Source organism: Thalassotalea coralli (assembly GCF_055786205.1).
Map to the genome: position 1 here is coordinate 474,080 of NZ_JBVVBK010000003.1, position 18,430 is coordinate 492,509.

Genomic DNA, 18,430 nt, shown 5'->3' on the forward strand with positions numbered 1-18,430 from the left:
TTTAGTGAAATGAATAGGTCAGATGAAAAGTTCTGTACTGTTGGTTTATAAAGTTAGCATTAAATATCGAATGCGTAAAGTACCAGATGTGCGAATATGAAAAAGGCTTGTATTTAACAAGCCTTTTCACAATAAAACTACACGTTAGCGTCGATAAATTCTTTTAATTGCGTTTTAGAAAGTGCGCCAACTTTAGTATCAACAACATTACCATCTTTAAAAAGAAGTAACGTTGGAATACCACGAATACCATACTTTGGAGGTGTAGCATCGTTTTGGTCAATGTTTAGTTTACCAACAGTAAGCTGGCCAGCATACTCTTCTGCAACATCGTTAAGCAAAGGAGCAATCATTTTACATGGACCACACCATTCAGCCCAAAAATCGACTAAAACTAAACCAGACGCATTGATTACATCTGCGTCAAAGCTGTCATCTGTTAACTGAACAATTTTTTCGCTCATTTTTTTCTCCGTTAAGATTGGCCAAACGCCAAGATGATCGAGATTATACTCATATCACTTGGAATTACCATCATTAAAAGTTAAAACGCTCCCGTTTTGTCGGGAGATTAATTCACCTTAGTGGTGTTTATTAAACCACTAAGGTGTTAAGCTTGTCGGCTATGAACAAAACACACTTATCCCAAACAAAGTTCAGCGAGCTGAACCTAGCCGATAAAGTCCTTGAAGGCCTAAACGCCATGGGCTTTGAGCAATGCACCAATATTCAAGCAAAGTCTTTACCTGTTGTTATCGACGGAAAAGATATTGCTGGTCAAGCCCAAACAGGTGAAGGCAAGACCATCGCTTTTTTAGCGGCCACTTTCCATCACCTTATTAATCAAGGCCCTGCTGACCATAATCAGCCTCGTGCATTGATCATGGCACCAACCCGCGAACTTGCCATCCAAATCCATCGCGATGCGATAGAGATGGCGAAATCAACTGGGTTACGCCTTGGTATTGTATATGGGGGCGAAGGTTACGAAAGTCAACGTGACGAGCTATCAAAAGGTGTTGATATTTTAATCGGCACGTGTGGCCGTTTAATAGATTATTATAAGCAAGGCATTTACCAATTGAATAATATTCAAGTTGTCGTGCTAGATGAAGCCGATCGTATGTTCGATTTAGGTTTTATTAAAGACATTCGTTATTTATTCAGACGCATGCCACCGGCAACAGAAAGAATTAGCATGTTATTCTCGGCGACACTGTCTTTCCGTGTTAAAGAACTCGCTTTTGAACACATGAATGATCCGGTAAGTGTTGAAATTGCGCCAGAGCAGCGTACTAACGTCCGTATAACTGAAGAGCTATTTTACCCTTCAAACGACGATAAGATGGTACTGTTACAAACGCTTATCGAAGAAGAGTGGCCAGATAAAGCCATTATTTTCGCGAATACTAAACACAGCTGTGAAAATATTTACGCACATTTGCATGCAGACAAAGTGCGCGTTGGTTTACTTACTGGCGATGTAATGCAGAAGAAACGCCTAAAAATTTTAGAGCAGTTTACCAAAGGCCAGTTAGACGTTTTAGTAGCGACTGACGTTGCAGCACGTGGCTTACACATTCCTCAAGTAACACATGTATTTAACTATGATTTACCTGATGACTGTGAAGACTATGTTCACCGTATAGGTCGAACAGGTCGTGCTGGTGCTACAGGTCATGCGATTAGCTTTGCCTGTGAAGATTACGTATTCAATCTTCCGGCCATCGAAACGTATATCGATCACGCGTTGCCAGTGAGTAAATACGATCCGGACGCTTTGATAACCGATTTCCCTGCACCTAAACCAAGACAAAGACGTCATCGTCCTCATAACGGTGGTCAAAATCGCGGTAAAACTGGCGGAAATCGAAGAAAGGCTTAATAGCTAAAAGTTGTATTTATGAATAGCCCGAACATTACCTCAAGCGAGCCTTTATATGCAGTCATTGACTTAGGCTCCAATAGCTTTCACATGTTGATCACACGACAATTAGCCAACAGCGTGCAAATCGTCGATAAAGTGAAACGGAAGGTGAGGTTAGCGTCTGGGCTAGATAGCAACAATCAACTGAATGAAGAAGCGATGGCGCGAGGCTATGAATGCTTGCGCTTTTTTGCGGAACGCTTACAAGATATTCCTAGCGAAAACGTAAAAATGGTTGCAACAGCAACACTTCGTATTGCCACTAATGGTCAAGCATTTCTGGAAAAAGCCAATGAAATATTACAGGCGCCAGTCTCTTTATTAACGGGGCTAGAAGAAGCCGAGTACATCTATCGCGGCGTTGCTTTTACGAGTGTAGGCAACAGTGATCGCTTAGTCATTGATATCGGTGGCGCTAGTACCGAGTTAGTTGTCGGCAAAGGTACAGAGCCCTCTGTAGTCAATAGCTTAGATATTGGCTGTGTCACTTATTTGAACCGTTTTTTCTCTGATAGCAAGCTGTCTAAAAGTAACTTTGACTCTGCTACGAAAGAAGCGAAATCCCAACTACTCCCATTGGTTGAGCAATATAAAGAACATGGTTGGCAGCAAGTCTTAAGTGGCTCAGGCACGATGCAAGCCTTAACGGAGATGCTTACTTACGCTAAAAAGCCCAACATAGTATCGAAAGATTATTTATATCAAATCAGGCAATCGCTTATCGATTGCGCCCAACTAGACAGTATTGAGTTACCCGGCCTGCAAGATTCACGTAAGCCAGTTCTACCTTCAGGGTTAGCAATACTCATTGCCATTGCAGAATTATTTGATATTGAAAACATTCAACTGTCCAATGGCGCCTTACGCGAAGGATTGCTTTATCAAATGCTGCCAGAGCAACAATCTAAAGACATTCGCCAGCTCACAGTGAATTCTTTAGTTGACCGCTTTCACATCGATAAAGAACATGCCCTTAATGTAAGTAGCACAGCATTATCGCTTCTTAACCAAGCGAAAACCGACTGGCAGTTAACCAACAGTGATAACAATCAGCTGCTTAACATTGCCTGCTTATTACATGAAATCGGTTTATTGTTAGATTTTAAAAACCACCAACAACATGGTGCCTATATTATTCAACATGCACAGCTGCCAGGGTTTGATCAAGCCGAAAAGCGTTTAATCGCAAGGTTAATTGAGCATTATAAGGGCGAACTTTGTGAAGGAAGTATCAACCAAGCGGCAATAGCACAAGAATATGCGAATAAACTGCTAGTCATTCTGCGCTTATCGGTGATTTTATGTCGTCGACGCAATGATGAATCAGGACCTGATGTGGTTCTTTCCGTCAATAACAACAACATCAATTTGTCCATTGCCGATACTTGGCTAGCTTGTCATCCGTTAATTGCTGATGAACTTCGACAAGAAGTCGCGTTTATTTCTGCCCTTGGGTTTACGTTAACACTTAACCGTTAAGTCGTTGTTCTTTGTTGCAAAGCCGCCCAAACATTGGTGAGTAAAATGATTGAACCACCCAATAGCATAAGTGCGGTAAGCTGTTCTCCTAAAAACAAAAATGCCGCCAAAATGCCATAAACAGGCTCCAAGCTTACCGCGATACTAGCAGTATGTGCTTTCACCGTCTTTAATGAATGATTAAAAATAGAGTGGGCAAATGCGGTAAACACTATCCCCAAAATAAATAGCAAACCCCATTGTTCCGTTGTTATAGAAATAGGTAGCACCCAAAAAATTGGCGATAAGCATAGTGCGGCTACACCATTTTGGTACATCGCCACTTTCTTAGCCGAGATATCTTTAACAAACTTACGATTTAAAATAGTGAGCAAAGCAAACGTTAGAGCAGAAGCTAAGCCCCAATATACGCCCAGCATGTTTGCTGAACCCAAGCCATCCTGAGGTAACACCAGGTAAACACCTAGCACGGTTAACATGGCTTGTATCAGTGAACTAGAGCGCCACCTTTCTTTAAACAAATAGGGCTCGATAAAACTGACAAAGACAGGGAAAGTCGCAAAAGTAATTAAGCCGATTGCAACACTGGATATTTGAATAGCATGAAAGAAACTCGCCCAATGGAAAGCCAATACGGCGCCAGTTGCCGCCAATGCCACAAATTGCTTTTTGGTGATTGAAATGGCTTTCTGAGTGAAGAGTAATAACAGCCAAATAGCGAGCGCTGCAAACGCGGCTCGCCCAAAGGTTATATATACGGCAGGTAAGGATAGCCATTTTCCAAACAAGCCTGAAATGGCAAACAGTAAAACTGCGCCATGCAAGGCGATAAAGCCGTGTCTAGTTTCCATAAAGACTGCTTGAGTGAAAACTTAGCCTTCTTTTAGCCACCTAGCCACTTGCTTAGCGAAGTACGTTAAAATGCCATCAGCACCCGCTCGTTTAAATGCAAGTAAGCCTTCCATGACACAAGGCTTTTCGGCAAGCCAGCCATTTTGAATAGCAGCCATGTGCATAGCGTACTCACCGCTGACTTGATAGGCATAAGTTGGTATTCTAAATTCATCTTTAACTCGACGAACAATATCAAGATACGGCATGCCTGGTTTTACCATGACCATATCCGCACCTTGCTCAATGTCTAAAGCCACTTCAACAATCGCTTCATCGCTATTAGCAGGATCCATTTGATACGAGTACTTATTACCGCCTTTGATATTCCCAGCAGAGCCAACTGCATCTCTAAATGGCCCATAATAATTTGAAGCGTATTTGGCTGAATAAGCCAGAATACGGGTATTTACATGACCCGCTTGCTCTAGTGCGTCACGAATTGCACCAACGCGGCCATCCATCATATCTGAAGGCGCTACCACATCCGCACCAGCTTCTGCGTGAGATAGCGCTTGCTTCACTAAAATATCAGTCGTGATATCGTTTAATACATAGCCCTCATCTTTACCTGACTCACCTAGAATGCCGTCTTGGCCATGCGTAGTAAATGGATCTAAAGCCACATCAGTAATAACACCTAAGTCAGGAAAGCGAGCTTTTAAAGCGCGCACAGCACGTTGCGCTAACCCTTCAGGGTTGTAAGCTTCTTCTGCCATTAACGATTTTTTATCCCCAGGAGTTACAGGGAATAGAGCAATGGCAGGAACGCCTAAGTCTACCAACTCTTGTGCTTCTTCTAGCAATAAATCGATGCTTTTACGTTCCACTCCAGGCATAGAGGCAACCGCTTCTCGTTGCTGCTCGCCTTCCAAAACAAAAACAGGATAGATTAAATCATTAACAGTTAACGTGTTTTCCGCCATTAATTTGCGCGAAAACTCATCTCTGCGCATACGTCTTGGTCTTTTAGCTAGGAATTGGTTTACTTGGCTCATTTAATCTTCCTCTTGTTGTGCTTCAGGCACACTAATTTCTATGCAGAACACTTGATTACGCCCTGACTTTTTCGCTTGATACAAGGCTTTATCTGCTGAATTAAATATATCGATAGCTTCAACATTTTCCTGCTGTAGATACGTACTAACACCACAACTGATGGTGATGCTAAGTTCGACGCCAGGAAAATGAAACGGGTGTTCACTTACGGTTGTACGCAGGTCATCAGCGAGTTGCTCTGCACCTTGCTGTTCTGTTTCAGGCAAAATTAAACAGAACTCCTCACCACCATAACGGCAGCCAATATCGCCACTGCGTCGCAATGTACTTTTGATGAGAACTGCTAATTGTTGGATGCACATATCGCCAATGGAGTGACCATAGCTGTCATTAATATTTTTAAAATGATCAATATCTACAACAACAAGACTTAAAGGCGTTAAATTTCGGCGGCTTCGTCTAAACTCTGCTTGTAGTTTTTGATCGTAGTAACGACGATTAAACAGTCCTGTTAATTCGTCTATGGTGTTTTTCTTCTCTAATTCTTGGTTGGCATCTTCTAATTCTTGCAACGCGATATTCAATTCGAATGTGCGCTCTTGTACCGCATTTTCCAATTGCTCTTGCGCTTCTTCTTGCACGGCTAGTAACTCTTCTTGGGCTTGTCGTTTTTGTGTGGCGTAATCTAACGCCTCCTGCTGCGCGCGTTCTTTTTCTTTGTTATCTAAACTTGACTGATACGCCAGCAAGCCAATAATAAACATGCCAGTAATGATGCAATCAATCGCATAATAATCAGCAATAAGTTGATCAATACCAAACCAATAGATATGGATGAATTTGAACAAATACTGCAAGACCACTAAGGTTGCAAAAAAGCGTGCCATAACAATCCGATTTCGCCACAATTGGATCGCAAGTACCGTGATTAATATCAAGGTTAATGAGCCGATTGCCGGTACTGCATACCATTGAACAGTATGTGATAAAAACCAACAAACAACTAAGTACAGCACCATAAAAGTGCTCGTTAATCTAAAAGCCACCAATAATTTTCGATTTAGTGACTTTAACGTAAACACTTCTGCTGCGAATGCCAAAATTAACACTGAGCTAAAGACAAAAATAACAGAAACCGTGAAACTCGTTGATAAGCCAACCAAGCTGCCAACATTGACACCGTTTAAAACAACAACACCTATAGCTTGTAACGAAAAATACCCAGCAAGATAAGCTAATGGTCGGCGTTTAGTGCTCATAAAGACACAAGCAATGGCGATGGCGTACGCTACCAAAACACCAACAAAAAAGCCGAAAGTAAGGTAATGCTCTAGCAAAAATGAACGATAGTTACTTTGATGGTAAGCTGCGAGTGAATAATTACCTGCTTGCACCACGTTGAGTTCTAACCAAAATTCCTCAATAGAATATTTGGCGACAGGTAAGCTGATGTGATGTTGGCCATCAACACTGGTATCAACGGGTAAAGTTTCAAAGCCAACTCCACCTTTCTTCTGATAGGCAGCAACATGGCCCATAGAATTATCAGCGAATAAAACAACGAAAGCAACATTTTGCTGTGCAACTCTAGCATCCAGAGACACTCTTAACCAATGTTTGCCTGTCGAAAAAGTAAGGTTTTCAATATCAGCGGTTTGCCACTGACTCGATCTACTCGTAGAAACTTTAGAGATGGTGTCATCACTACCAAGATATTTGGCGACTACAATATTTTCCGCAGATAATTGAAAGGACATCAAGGCCAAGACAAACAGCATCACACTATTCGCTAAAGAAAACCTATGTCTATCTAGCTTATACAAAACGAAATACCCGAGCTGCATTTTCTCGACTGTGATTAATAATGTCTGACTCGCTATAACCCGTTGTTTCCACTAAGGCTTGAACAACATACGATAAATAAGCAGGCTCATTACGGCTACTTTTCGGTTTAGGCCTGATAGTTCTTGGGGTTAAATAAGGAGCATCGGTTTCAATCATTAATCGAGATAACGGAATATGCTTGACGATATCTCTTAGTTCTTGACCACGTCTTTCATCGCACAACCAGCCTGTAATGCCGACATACATTCCAGCGTCCAAACATTGCAATAGCTCTTGTTTATTTCCGGTAAAACAATGAGTGACTGCAGCAGGTAAGTTAGCCAAGTGAGGTGACAAAATCTCAAACCAAGGTGCAAAAGCATCTCGTTGATGCAAAAACAATGGCATGTTGAGCTCTACCGCTAATTCAACTTGTTCTTTAAACACTCGCTGCTGGTTCTCTGGTGTCGAAAAGTTGCGGTTAAAGTCTAATCCACATTCACCTATTGCTCTTACCTGTGAAAAGGACGCGAGATGCTTTAACTGTGATAAGTAATCTTCACTAACATTGTCGGCATCGTGTGGATGAACGCCAGCTGTAGACGCGAGTAAATGAGGGTATTTTTTTGCAAGTTCTAACGCCGTTTGGCTTTCCCTAACATTGGTACCTGTCACTAACATGCCACAGATATTGGCAGCCTCGGCGCGCGATAAAACATCATCAAAGTCTTTTTCAAACCGCTGATTCGTAAGGTTGACGCCTATGTCGATTAAGCCAATATCGCTCACCTGCTTATCTCGCTTTAATTCGACGACTCAGATTCTTGCGAATCTTCAGGTTTTGCCACATAAAACTTAGCGATTATCAGGCCTACTTCAAATAATAACAGCATAGGAACAGCCAACAAAGTCTGAGATATAACGTCAGGAGGTGTTAACAACATACCAATAACAAACGCACCAACGATAACGTAAGGGCGTTTAGCTTTTAATCTTTCAGGTGTGGTAAAGCCGGTCCAGCAAAGCAACATAATAACTACAGGTACTTCAAAGGCCATCCCGAAAGCAAAAAACAATTTAAGAACAAAGTCCAGATAACTAGAAATGTCGGTGGCGATATTCACACCTTCCGGTGCGACTGAAGTAAAGAACGCAAAAATTATTGGAAAAACGACAAAGTAAACGAAACAAATACCTGCATAAAATAGAAAACTACTGCCAAATAATAATGGAGCAACTAAACGCTTTTCATTCTTGTACAAGCCTGGTGCTATAAACGCCCAAACTTGATACAAAATAAATGGCATTGCGATAAAAATCGCCAATACCATAGTTAATTTAAATGGAGCAAAAAACGAAGAAGCAACGTCAGTTGCAATCATTTGCCCACCTTCTGGCATCACCGCAATGAGCGGCTGAGAAACATATTCGTATATGTCATTGGCAAAATACACCATAGAACAAAAAATAACGAGAACAGCAATAACTGCGCGTAAAATTCTATCTCTTAACTCTAGCAGGTGATCAAACAAGGTGTAGTTTGTTGAAGAATCTGTCATTTTTTTATGTCGTTTGTATCGTTTTCTTCGTTTGATTTAGTTGCTTCAACTTCTTTGTTTTCGCCAATCAACTTATCTTCGTATGGGTTTTGCACAGCTTTTGCGGCTTCTTTTAGAGACTTTAACGATTCAGCGACCTGTGGCGATAAATCTTCAAAGTTTGCCTGTTCTGCCTTTTTTAAATCGGCATGCAACTCCTGAATACGCAACTCTTGAGAAATTTCACTCTTAACACTTTGACTGAACGCCTTAATGTTTTTAATCCAACCACTGACAGTGCGAATAGCCACAGGCAAGCGCTCAGGGCCCAGTACTACTAAGCCTATGATAGAAATAAGTAAAAGCTCCCAAAAGCCGATATCAAACATAGTTTATACTTTATCTTTTTCTTCAGTTGATGTTTTGCTTTGTTGAGTGCTATTGTCAGCTAAAGGAGGCGTATCTTCTTGCTGCTTTTCTTCGTCAGTTACGGCTTTTTTAAACCCTTTAACTGCCGAACCTAGGTCAGAACCTAAGTTACGTAGTTTCTTTGTGCCAAACAATAAAACAATGATCACGGCAACGATCAATAATTGCCAAATACTAATTCCGCCCATTGAAAAAGCTCCTATAATTCAAGTAAGTTCATTATAAAGTGATAATTTAAAAAAGCACCCGTTAGCCAGAGAAAATATAAGGATATTTATACTTGCATCGCCTGTTGTTAAAGCGAAAATTGTTAGTCTTTTTAAGTAGCATACTATTATTTAATGTTACTTATGCTGCACAAGATCAACACTCACAACAAAAAAGTGGTGAGCCTAAACCTGCACCTAAAATAAAAAAGCAAGACTTGGAAGACAATGAGCACTGGATTGAGTCGTTACACGATACTGTGTCTAATTCAGTGTTTCAGTCGGCGGTTTGGTTTGATAAATTCTTTCTTGATGAAGAAAATGAACAAACTTCTCCAAAGACAAGCGCCCGTATTCGTTTAGGCTGGGAGCCCAAAGCAAGAGACTTTAGTGAATTTGATGCAAGGTTTCGAATTAAAGTCAGGCTGCCACACTTTCAAAATAAAGTAGACCTTATTTTGTCAGATGATGAAGAAGCTGATCAAAGCCAGTTGCCACTCGAATCCTTTAAAGCCAAACCCGATGCTGAAGATGAAAACTTTTCGGCATCTCTTAGATTTACTCACAGTGAAAACAAAGATCGCTTATTTACCACTCGAGTTGGCTTATCAGGTGGCGATATTTTTTTGCGCTCAAAACTATCTAAACGATTTTATTATCAAGATAAACACAGTCTTAAAGTAGAGCCATCAATTTATTACTTTCTTGATGAAGGTTTAGGGGCAAGGTTGTTGATGGAGTATGACTATCAATTAAGTGACACTAGCCAACTTCGTATCGACTACTCAGTGCGCGGCTCTGAATCATTTAGCGGCCTTCGTTGGAAACATGGCTTTTATCATCTGCGCCAGTTTGATAATAAATCTGCCGGTCTAACAGGCATAGAAGTCGAAGGAGAAAGAAACGGCGAGCGCGGCTTTATTATCGACGAATACAAGCTTTATTATCGATATCGTTTCAATGCCGTTCGTAAATGGCTATTTTTTGAAATTGAACCTTTTGTAGAATTTCCAGAAACAGAAAACTATTCAACAACGCCTGGATTAGCACTGCGTGTTGAAGGCTATTTTTCTAAAAAGTAAGAATAAAGATTAGGCAGTGACCTTAGGAAGCACTAATTCAGCTTGATCAGAGAATTTTTTGGGCTTAGCGATATGATAGCCTTGGCCATATTCACAGCCTACTTTGTTTAATTTCTCTAGCATTTCCTGCGATTCAATACCTTCAGCAACTAAACGATAACCAAACTGCGCACCCAACTCATGTAGCGCTTTTACCAATGAAATATTAGTTTCATTATTATTGATGGAACGTATCAAACTGCGATCAAGCTTAATAAATTCAAAAGGATAACTATGAAGGAAGTTAAAGGAAGAAAGGCCAGCACCATAATCATCAAGTGCTAATTTGACGCCAAACTCTTTAAGTTTACGCAACCCTTTTAATGCTAATTCGGTGTGCTGTGAAAACGCCGACTCATTAAACTCTAAAATGAGCCTTTCTGGCTGCACTGTATTTTGCTTAATTAAGTCTATCAATTTGTTGAGCTGGTTTGCCTGTGTCAAATGGCGTCCAGACAAATTAATACCGATAAACGCATGTTGATAAACGTCATTCTCTTGCCAATCACGTAATTGTTGACAAACTTCTTCGATCACCCAAGTTTCAATTTCTAAAATCATGCCCGATTCTTCGGCCATAAATAAAAACTCGCTAGGAGTAAGCGTTCCTTTGTTAGGGTGATTCCAACGCAGTAGCGCTTCGAAGCCCAGTGTTGACGTGCTTTGTAAATTTGAAATTTGCTGGTAATGCAACTCAAATTGTTTTTGCTTAATGGCAATACGTAATTCTTGCTCTAGAGTTAAGCTAGCAAGGAGTTGCTCACGCATACTTTCATCAAAGAATACGTATCTGCCACGGCCTAAGCTTTTCGCTTGATACATAGCAGCATCAGCATCACGTAGTATTTCATTCGCGTCTTTATAATGGTGATTACACAGCGCAATACCAATACTCGCGTTTGAATAAAGGGTATTATTTTCGATATCAAAAGGCTTTTCTATCGCACTTATGATACGGATTGCCACTTCTTCAACATCATCTTGTGATTGCAGTGAATCAAGTAAGATAACAAATTCATCTCCCCCTAAACGGGCGAGAATATCATTATCACGCACACATAAAGAAAGTCGTGCGGCAATTTCTTTTAGAAACTCATCACCAGCATGATGCCCTAATGTGTCGTTAATAATTTTAAAGCGATCTAAATCAATAAATAATACTGCAAAACGATGATTAGGGTGGCGCTTCACATGACTCAACGCATAAGACAAACGATCAGAAAACATTGCTCGATTAGGTAGCTTAGTCAGTGCATCGTGATGGGCTTCAAAATAAAGCTGTTGTTCTGCTTTTCTACGTTCTTCAATTTGCATACGCAAATTAAGGTTAGTCGCTTGTAGCTCTTGGGTGCGTTGATTCACCATACGCTCAAGCTCATCATGACTACGTTGAGTCGCTTCCTTCGCTTTTAAGCGCATAATCGCACTGGCAATATGATGACCAACAAAACGCATTAATTCCAAGTCTGCATATTGATATGCATGTTCATTGTCGTAATGTTGAATAGCTAAAACGCCAAATGTTTTGTTATCGCCAACAAGCGGTACGCCTAGCCATGCTTTAGGCATCTGTTCAGCGGGGTACTGTAAAGTAAAAGCCTTTTGGTCAATTTGCCCATCTTCGTCTAAATTAAATACGCTACCTTTAGTGATCAAACAAGGGCTGGCTGAGCTAATAGCAATATCACTTAAATTGCTTAGCATCGCTTTTGTCGTATCATTTGATACTTTTTCATCGGAAAAGTAAGAAAAGTTAAGCTGTTTACTTTCATTCTTAACTAACGCGATATAAAGGTTTTCAGCTTGAACAAAGCCTTTTATATGTTGATGTAGCGTTAAATAAAATTGCTCGATATCTTGGTGCGCTGCCGACAATTCGCTGATGGCCAACATCGCTTTATAAATCTTAACCGCTTTTTGTCGCTCAGCAATTTCTAACTGTAACTTGCGATTGGTTTCCGTAAGCTTTTGGGTGCGTTGACGAATATTTTTCTCAAGCAGTTCTCTGCTTTTTACCCTATCAATTGCTGTAACGAGATGCTCGGCAATAAATTCAAGCAACTGACAATCCCGGTCATCAAAATAAAGCTTTTCATCATAGCTTTGCAAAGCGATGACACCGATAACCTGGTGGCCACGAACCAGCGGCACTCCAAGCCAATCAACACATGAGGAGCCATATAGGGCTATCTTCTCTGCTTTTGCTAATGCCATACGTTCAGCAGAGCTGCAATGAAGCGGTTCGTTCTCTTCAAAGACAATATGGGTGAGGCTGTTATACCACTTATTATTTTCTAGGTGTTTTAATAGGCTAACTTCTTTGCTGTTATGGGCGTGAGCTAATGTTAATTGGCGAGATTTATTTAATAAAACTATATGAAAACTATCGGTAATTAATAATGACTTTATTACTGATTCCAAGGCACAGTAAAAAGACGACATATCCGTTACTGTACTTGCCAATTCTGACAAACGCAGTAAACCCGACTGCATCGTTTTTACTTGACGATATTTTTTTAACAGCGACTTTAATTTAGGTAGCTGTTTCGCCGCATGTATATCCGTTTTCGCCTTTACTTCCATCTAAGGCAACCCATAGTTATCAGTTATTAGTATTATTATTGGTCAATTAGTCTAACAAATTTGTCAGAATTAACCAGTGCAAAAGTTTATTTTTTAACCATTACTTTTACAATTTGGCAACATTTTTATTGATAGCTAAAAAAAAAAGCGACATCTGTCGCTTTTTTTCATGGGTAACAAGTCTGTTTTCTAAAATCTGAAAGTCGTACTTAAGAAAAATGTTCTACCTACAACATCATAAATTTCTGGCACTGTATTCATATCATTACCGTCAGGAACCTCTTCAGGCTCTGTGTCAAAGATATTTTTCACACCACCAGTGACAACAATATCATCGTTAATCTGATACGCCGCTGAAATATGATGATAAACAACGTCATCTGTTGAGTATTCATCGCCCCAAGCGTTACCCTCCATGCCCTGAATATACTGAGCTCGATATATTAAGTTGATTTGCTCGGTAAGCTGAGCTTGTAAGCTTAGGTTAGATTTAAGCTCTGAGTAGCCGCCCATGTTGCCATCGATTCTTCCTGTGTAATCAACATCGTCTTGTTCAAACTCAATTAAATACGTGGTATCAAGTGACACTTTGAAGATGTCGTAGCGCCAGTTTATGTTCCAATCGATACCTGAGGTTTTTTGGTAACCTAAGTTTGTTAATGGCGAAGTCAATTCAGATAAATCACCATCTGCCGTAATATTGATAGTATCACACGCTACTGCATCACCGTTGTAACACTTATTTAGCTCATTTTGCACATCAACACGGCTAATAGCGTTAGTGATATCAAATTTCCAATAGTCTAACGTTGTAGATAACCCATCTGTGATTTCCCATACTGCACCAAAGGTTAATGATTCACTTTCTTCTGGCTGTAAATTCTCGTCACTAGTGTAGTTCACTAATATTTGAGAATCTTCTTCACGGCCCCATGGATCTTCTAAATAGTCATACGAACCAGTATTACCGCCATACAACTCACTTACGTTAGGGGCTCTAAAACCTGTGGCAGCAACACCACGAACCATAAACTGATCATTAAAGCGATACGTCGCCCCTAATTTCCATGTCGTTGCTCCACCGAAGGTAGAGTAATTATCGTAACGTAATGCGGCATCTAAGGTTAATGCATCGTCAAGTAACGGCAATGAAAATTCACTGTAAATAGATTGAACAGTATAGTCACCTTCTGTAGGGTCTTGCTGTGCAGCTGTACTTTCACCACGCTGAGTAATTTCGTCAGGTGTATAGAAACCACTTTCGAAACGGTTCTCAACACCTACAGCCCAGCCTAAATCAAATTCAGTTATGCCACTAAAGCCTGCAGATAGTAAGAATTGCTCATTGCCACCTTCGTTTTCTTCAGTGTAAATAACACCAGTGTCCACTAAGTAATCACGCGTAATGTTTTGGTTTTCACCAATCCATAAACTTGGATCATCGTAAATCGCTTGCTCCATGTTGCCGGCATGGATTGAGTTTTGCACTTTATCTTTAGAGTCGTTTCGACCATAAGTGGCTGAGATATCCCAATTAATGTCGCTATCTAAAGTACCTTGGATTCCAGCTGATAAACGATAAGTGTTAGTGGTTTGTTCGTAAATTCTAGGGCCAGCATCAGTCATACGGCGCTTATATTCAATTTCTTCTAGATCTAAACCTGGAATACCCACATCAGGAGGTGAAATACCATCAACATTTTCAAGCAACTTCTCTACGCTCAAATCAATAGATGCTGGCTGTGGTGCCATCTGTTGATTCGAAGAACGATGTGTGTACATCAAGTCAATATTAAGTTCAGTGTCACCATCTAACTCTGTTGTATAGCTTGAGAATAAACTAGCAATTTCGTTCGGTGTTTGTGCATAGCTAGAGGTCGTGTAATCGTAACTAGTGTCACGGTCTTTCCAACCACCATTACCATCAGGTACCTTACCGCCAATTGTCCCGTCAGGGATAAATGAAGATTCCCCTGGTGGCACAAAATCTCTATCCGATTGAATAACTTCGCCGCGATCCGAGTATTGTACGCCAATAACTAAATTACCGTCGCCTAAGTCCATACCGTGTAATAAGCTAAAACCAGCCGACGTTCCATCACCTTTATCGGTTTGGCTCGCATCTACCGTCAATTCTGTGCCTTCGAAATCCTTTTTAGTAATGATATTAACCACACCGGCAATCGCGTCTGAACCATAAACAGCAGAAGCACCGTCTTTTAAGATTTCTATCGACTTGATCATGGCAACAGGAATGGTGTTTAAGTCAACCGAAGCGTCAGCACCTGTTCCCGAAGCGACCATGCGTCGACCATTTAGTAATACTAAAGTGCGCTGTTCGCCCATTCCACGTAAATTAACTGTCGCACTACCACCCGAACCATTATTCGAGCTAGCACCGATATTCATACCTGCGACACTCGGTTGATTAGACAGGATTTCTTCAACCGACTGGAAACCGTTTTGCATAATAAAATCAGAAGAAATAACGGTAACAGGACTTGCTGTTTCAATGTCAGTTCTATTAATTCTCGAACCAGTTACTTCAATTCTTTCTAGCTTTTCTACGTCATCAGCAGCGAACGCTTGCGGGGAAGCGGTTAAGGTAATAAGAGCGCTGTATGACAAAGCGCGCTTAACCGAAGAAGATAATTTAGTTAAGTACATCAGGATCTCTCTTTTATAAATATATTCCTAGCACACCTGTGCTGGTGACTTGAGTGTGCTTGAGAGAAACTAGAAAGTTCGTTACTTATTGTCGGAGAATTGTTATCAGCGCAACGAGATTGTAACTTTGTTCGAAATTGGCGCATTTAATGAACAAAACCAGCCAAAAACTGCAACAATTGTAACAAGCGGCTTTGAAAGGTAATTCATAATGAGCGATAGGTTAATACCAATGACATTAAATTAGTATAAGTAGTATTCGCGAGTAATAGGCTAAATGTTTTAGACAGGTAAAATGAAAAATCCCCTGCCATCAGGCAAGGGATTTTAGAATTGAAACGAGCTTGGTGTGGACGTATAAGCTAGTGCTTAGCCATACCCGCTTTTAGCTTATTTAACGCATTTTTTTCTAACTGACGCACTCGCTCAGCAGAAATTTGGTATTTATCCGCTAACTCTTGTAGTGTCGCTTTATCTTCGTCTAACCAACGTGTTTTGATAATGTCTTGGCTTCTTTCATCCAGAGCAACTAAAGCACTCGCTAAACGGTTATTGGCGTGTTGTTCCCAGTTAGACTCTTCAACTTGAACAGCAATATCAGAACTCTTATCTTCCAAGTATTGTGCAGGAGCAAATGAGCCAGAACCTGACGCAGAGTCATCGTCATCATTAGACATTTCAAACGTTTGGTCTTGGCTGGTCATGCGAGATTCCATTTCCAACACGTCTTTTTCACTTACGCCAAGAGATTCTGCAACATGAGACACTTCATCATTGCTAAACCAACCTAAACGCTTCTTATTTTTGCGTAAGTTAAAGAATAGTTTGCGTTGCGCTTTCGTCGTAGCAACTTTAACAATACGCCAGTTACGTAACACAAACTCATGAATTTCAGCTTTGATCCAATGAACGGCAAAAGACACCAAGCGCACACCAACACTCGGGTTAAATCGCTTAACGGCCTTCATTAGCCCAACATTACCTTCTTGAATCAAGTCAGCTTGTGCTAAACCATATCCGGCATAGCCTTTAGCAACATGAATAACAAAACGTAGGTGCGACATAATTAACTCTTGTGCCGCCTGCAGGTCATTTTCTTCATTTAAACGAGTCGCTAATTCATGCTCACGCTCAGCTGTTAACATTGGAATGCTATAAGCTGACTGAACATAAGCCTCAATGCTTCCGCTTTGTGGTACGGCTAGCGCCATTGATTGCATAGTGTCACTCATTTAGTAAACCCTTTTTCTAACGTGGCTCGCGATAATAACACGAACCTTTCAATTGATCGATAGCTAATTTTTAGCTAAAACAGTACATGTTTTCTTGTACGAAGTTATTCTGGTTTTGGCTCAAAAGCTAGAGAAAATAAAGCCTTGAAAGATAAACATGTCGTAGTAGTAGACAGGAGCATAGAATAAATGGTTTCATAAGCACAGTGTAAAAATTGTATAATTTTGTATCAACTGGGACTTAGATCAAATAAAACAATGAGTTAAAGATCTTTAATTTTTTATTACATGGAAGCAAAGAGGTGAAGTATTGTACTCTTATGTTGCTAGACAGCCAATTTTAGACGCCAACAAATCGGTGATCGCATACGAATTACTCTTTCGAGATGGAAAAAGTAATAGCTTTCCCAATATTGACCCTAATCAGGCAACGTCAAATATACTCACCAATAACCACCTAACATTGGGTGTTGAAAAAATTACTGCTGGCAAACCTGCTTTTATCAACTTTCACGCAAAAACATTAATTAAACGTTTTCCTAGCTTTCTTGACCCAAAGAAAGTCGTTATTGAGATATTAGAAGACATAGATATTTGCGATGAATTAGTTTCAGCTGTTAAATCGTTAAAGGAAAAAGGCTACCAACTTGCCTTAGACGATCATGACTTTGACCCAAAATGGGAGGTGTTATTTCCTTATATTGATATAATCAAAATCGATGTACTGGAAACGCCTATTTTAAAGCTCAGTAAATTTGCCCGGGAAACGAAAAAGTGGGATATCACGCTACTCGCTGAAAAAGTCGAGACGAAAGAGCAATTTGATAAGCTCAAAATGCTAGGATTTGATCAGTTCCAAGGCTATTTCTTCGCTAAGCCTGAAATGATGAAGCAACGCAAAGTAATAACAGACAAACAATCTCTGTTTGAATTATTGCATCATGCTAATCAACGGCAACTGGATTTCGATGCTATTAGCTTAATATTTAGCAGCGACCCTGGGTTAACCTATAAATTACTGCGATTTATCAATAGCCCAACCTATGGTACCTCGCAAGAAATTACCTCTTTAAAACATGCACTGATATATATAGGTGAGGCGGAGCTGAAAAAGTTTATTTCGTTATTAGCACTGTCAGACCTAGCGCAACGCAAATGCAGTGAAGTGACAAAATTGTCGTTAGTCCGCGCTAAGTTTTGCGAGCTTATTGCCAATAAAAGGAATGATGAAGAAAACCCGCCCAAAGCCTTCTTAACGGGTATGCTGTCTTTAATAGATGGGATTTTAGATCACGACCTTGATTATGTGCTTTCTGTGTTGCCGATACACGAAGAAATAAAAGCCGCCTTACTTCAGCAAGGAAATTATCTCGATCATTATTTGAGTCTCGTGAAGCATATTGAGCAAGGTCAATGGCGAAGAAGCCAAGCAAAAGCGGCGAGTCTTGAGTTATCCGAGTCTTTTTGTTTAGCGTCTTACCAAGAGGCTATCGAATGGGCCGATGGCATGCTGTCGGTGACTGAATCACCGTAA

Annotated in this window: 15 protein-coding genes; 4 read left to right on the top strand and 11 right to left on the bottom strand. The window is 40.4% G+C overall.

Features of this window, described 5'->3' with window-relative positions:
* Nucleotides 1–137: 137 nt before the first annotated feature.
* Nucleotides 138–464, bottom strand: coding sequence for a thioredoxin TrxA (gene trxA, locus ACOB80_RS10345; RefSeq protein ID WP_473165742.1), 327 nt, complete (start codon nucleotides 462–464; stop codon nucleotides 138–140).
* 161 nt (nucleotides 465–625) lie between these two features.
* Here trxA and rhlB point away from each other — a divergent pair, with 161 nt between their 5' ends.
* Nucleotides 626–1,885, top strand: a complete 1,260-nt coding sequence (gene rhlB / locus ACOB80_RS10350) for an ATP-dependent RNA helicase RhlB (RefSeq protein ID WP_473165880.1) — start codon at nucleotides 626–628, stop codon at nucleotides 1,883–1,885.
* Nucleotides 1,886–1,903: 18 nt separating this feature from the next.
* Entirely contained in the window at nucleotides 1,904–3,406 is a 1,503-nt protein-coding gene (locus ACOB80_RS10355) for a Ppx/GppA phosphatase family protein (RefSeq protein WP_473165743.1), read from the top strand.
* Here the strand turns inward: ACOB80_RS10355 and ACOB80_RS10360 are convergent.
* From ACOB80_RS10360 to tatA, 7 genes are read right to left on the bottom strand one after another with little or no spacing between them, the layout of a single operon-like run.
* Nucleotides 3,403–4,257 carry a DMT family transporter gene (locus ACOB80_RS10360; RefSeq protein WP_473165744.1) on the bottom strand — a complete coding sequence of 285 codons (855 nt, stop codon included), beginning with the start codon at nucleotides 4,255–4,257 and terminating at the stop codon, nucleotides 3,403–3,405. The two genes, ACOB80_RS10355 and ACOB80_RS10360, sit on opposite strands and share 4 nt — an antisense overlap.
* A gap of 21 nt (nucleotides 4,258–4,278) precedes the next feature.
* A complete protein-coding gene (hemB, locus tag ACOB80_RS10365; RefSeq protein ID WP_473165745.1) occupies nucleotides 4,279–5,295 on the bottom strand; it encodes a porphobilinogen synthase in 1,017 nt (338 codons plus the stop codon).
* On the bottom strand, nucleotides 5,296–7,119 hold the full coding sequence (locus ACOB80_RS10370; RefSeq protein ID WP_473165746.1) for a sensor domain-containing diguanylate cyclase: 1,824 nt from the start codon (nucleotides 7,117–7,119) through the stop codon (nucleotides 5,296–5,298).
* Nucleotides 7,112–7,909, bottom strand: coding sequence for a TatD family hydrolase (locus tag ACOB80_RS10375; RefSeq protein WP_473165747.1), 798 nt, complete (start codon nucleotides 7,907–7,909; stop codon nucleotides 7,112–7,114). The genes ACOB80_RS10370 and ACOB80_RS10375 overlap by 8 nt, the downstream gene beginning before the upstream one ends.
* Before the next feature lie 14 nt (nucleotides 7,910–7,923).
* Nucleotides 7,924–8,679, bottom strand: a complete 756-nt coding sequence (gene tatC / locus ACOB80_RS10380) for a twin-arginine translocase subunit TatC (RefSeq protein WP_473165748.1) — start codon at nucleotides 8,677–8,679, stop codon at nucleotides 7,924–7,926.
* Nucleotides 8,676–9,047, bottom strand: a complete 372-nt coding sequence (tatB, locus tag ACOB80_RS10385; RefSeq protein WP_473165749.1) for a Sec-independent protein translocase protein TatB — start codon at nucleotides 9,045–9,047, stop codon at nucleotides 8,676–8,678. Before tatB ends, tatC begins: the two co-directional genes overlap by 4 nt.
* A 3-nt stretch (nucleotides 9,048–9,050) precedes the next feature.
* Nucleotides 9,051–9,275: a Sec-independent protein translocase subunit TatA gene (gene tatA / locus ACOB80_RS10390; protein WP_473165750.1), complete on the bottom strand. Its 225-nt coding sequence runs from the start codon at nucleotides 9,273–9,275 to the stop codon at nucleotides 9,051–9,053.
* 92 nt (nucleotides 9,276–9,367) lie between these two features.
* Between tatA and ACOB80_RS10395 the strand changes: the two genes are divergently transcribed.
* Nucleotides 9,368–10,375: a hypothetical protein gene (locus tag ACOB80_RS10395; protein ID WP_473165751.1), complete on the top strand. Its 1,008-nt coding sequence runs from the start codon at nucleotides 9,368–9,370 to the stop codon at nucleotides 10,373–10,375.
* A 9-nt stretch (nucleotides 10,376–10,384) separates the two neighbouring features.
* Here ACOB80_RS10395 and ACOB80_RS10400 read toward each other — a convergent pair whose 3' ends face one another.
* The 3 genes from ACOB80_RS10400 to rpoH all read right to left on the bottom strand — a co-directional run bounded on the left by ACOB80_RS10400 (nucleotide 10,385) and on the right by rpoH (nucleotide 16,896).
* The gene (locus tag ACOB80_RS10400; protein WP_473165752.1) at nucleotides 10,385–12,997 is read right to left on the bottom strand and encodes a sensor domain-containing phosphodiesterase; all 2,613 of its coding nucleotides are present in this window, start codon (nucleotides 12,995–12,997) and stop codon (nucleotides 10,385–10,387) included.
* Nucleotides 12,998–13,186: 189 nt separating this feature from the next.
* Nucleotides 13,187–15,664: a TonB-dependent receptor plug domain-containing protein gene (locus ACOB80_RS10405; protein ID WP_473165753.1), complete on the bottom strand. Its 2,478-nt coding sequence runs from the start codon at nucleotides 15,662–15,664 to the stop codon at nucleotides 13,187–13,189.
* A 362-nt stretch (nucleotides 15,665–16,026) separates the two neighbouring features.
* Nucleotides 16,027–16,896, bottom strand: coding sequence for an RNA polymerase sigma factor RpoH (gene rpoH, locus ACOB80_RS10410; protein ID WP_473165754.1), 870 nt, complete (start codon nucleotides 16,894–16,896; stop codon nucleotides 16,027–16,029).
* A gap of 310 nt (nucleotides 16,897–17,206) precedes the next feature.
* On the opposite strand from rpoH, the gene ACOB80_RS10415 reads away from it, so the two are divergent.
* Entirely contained in the window at nucleotides 17,207–18,430 is a 1,224-nt protein-coding gene (locus ACOB80_RS10415) for an EAL and HDOD domain-containing protein (protein WP_473165755.1), read from the top strand.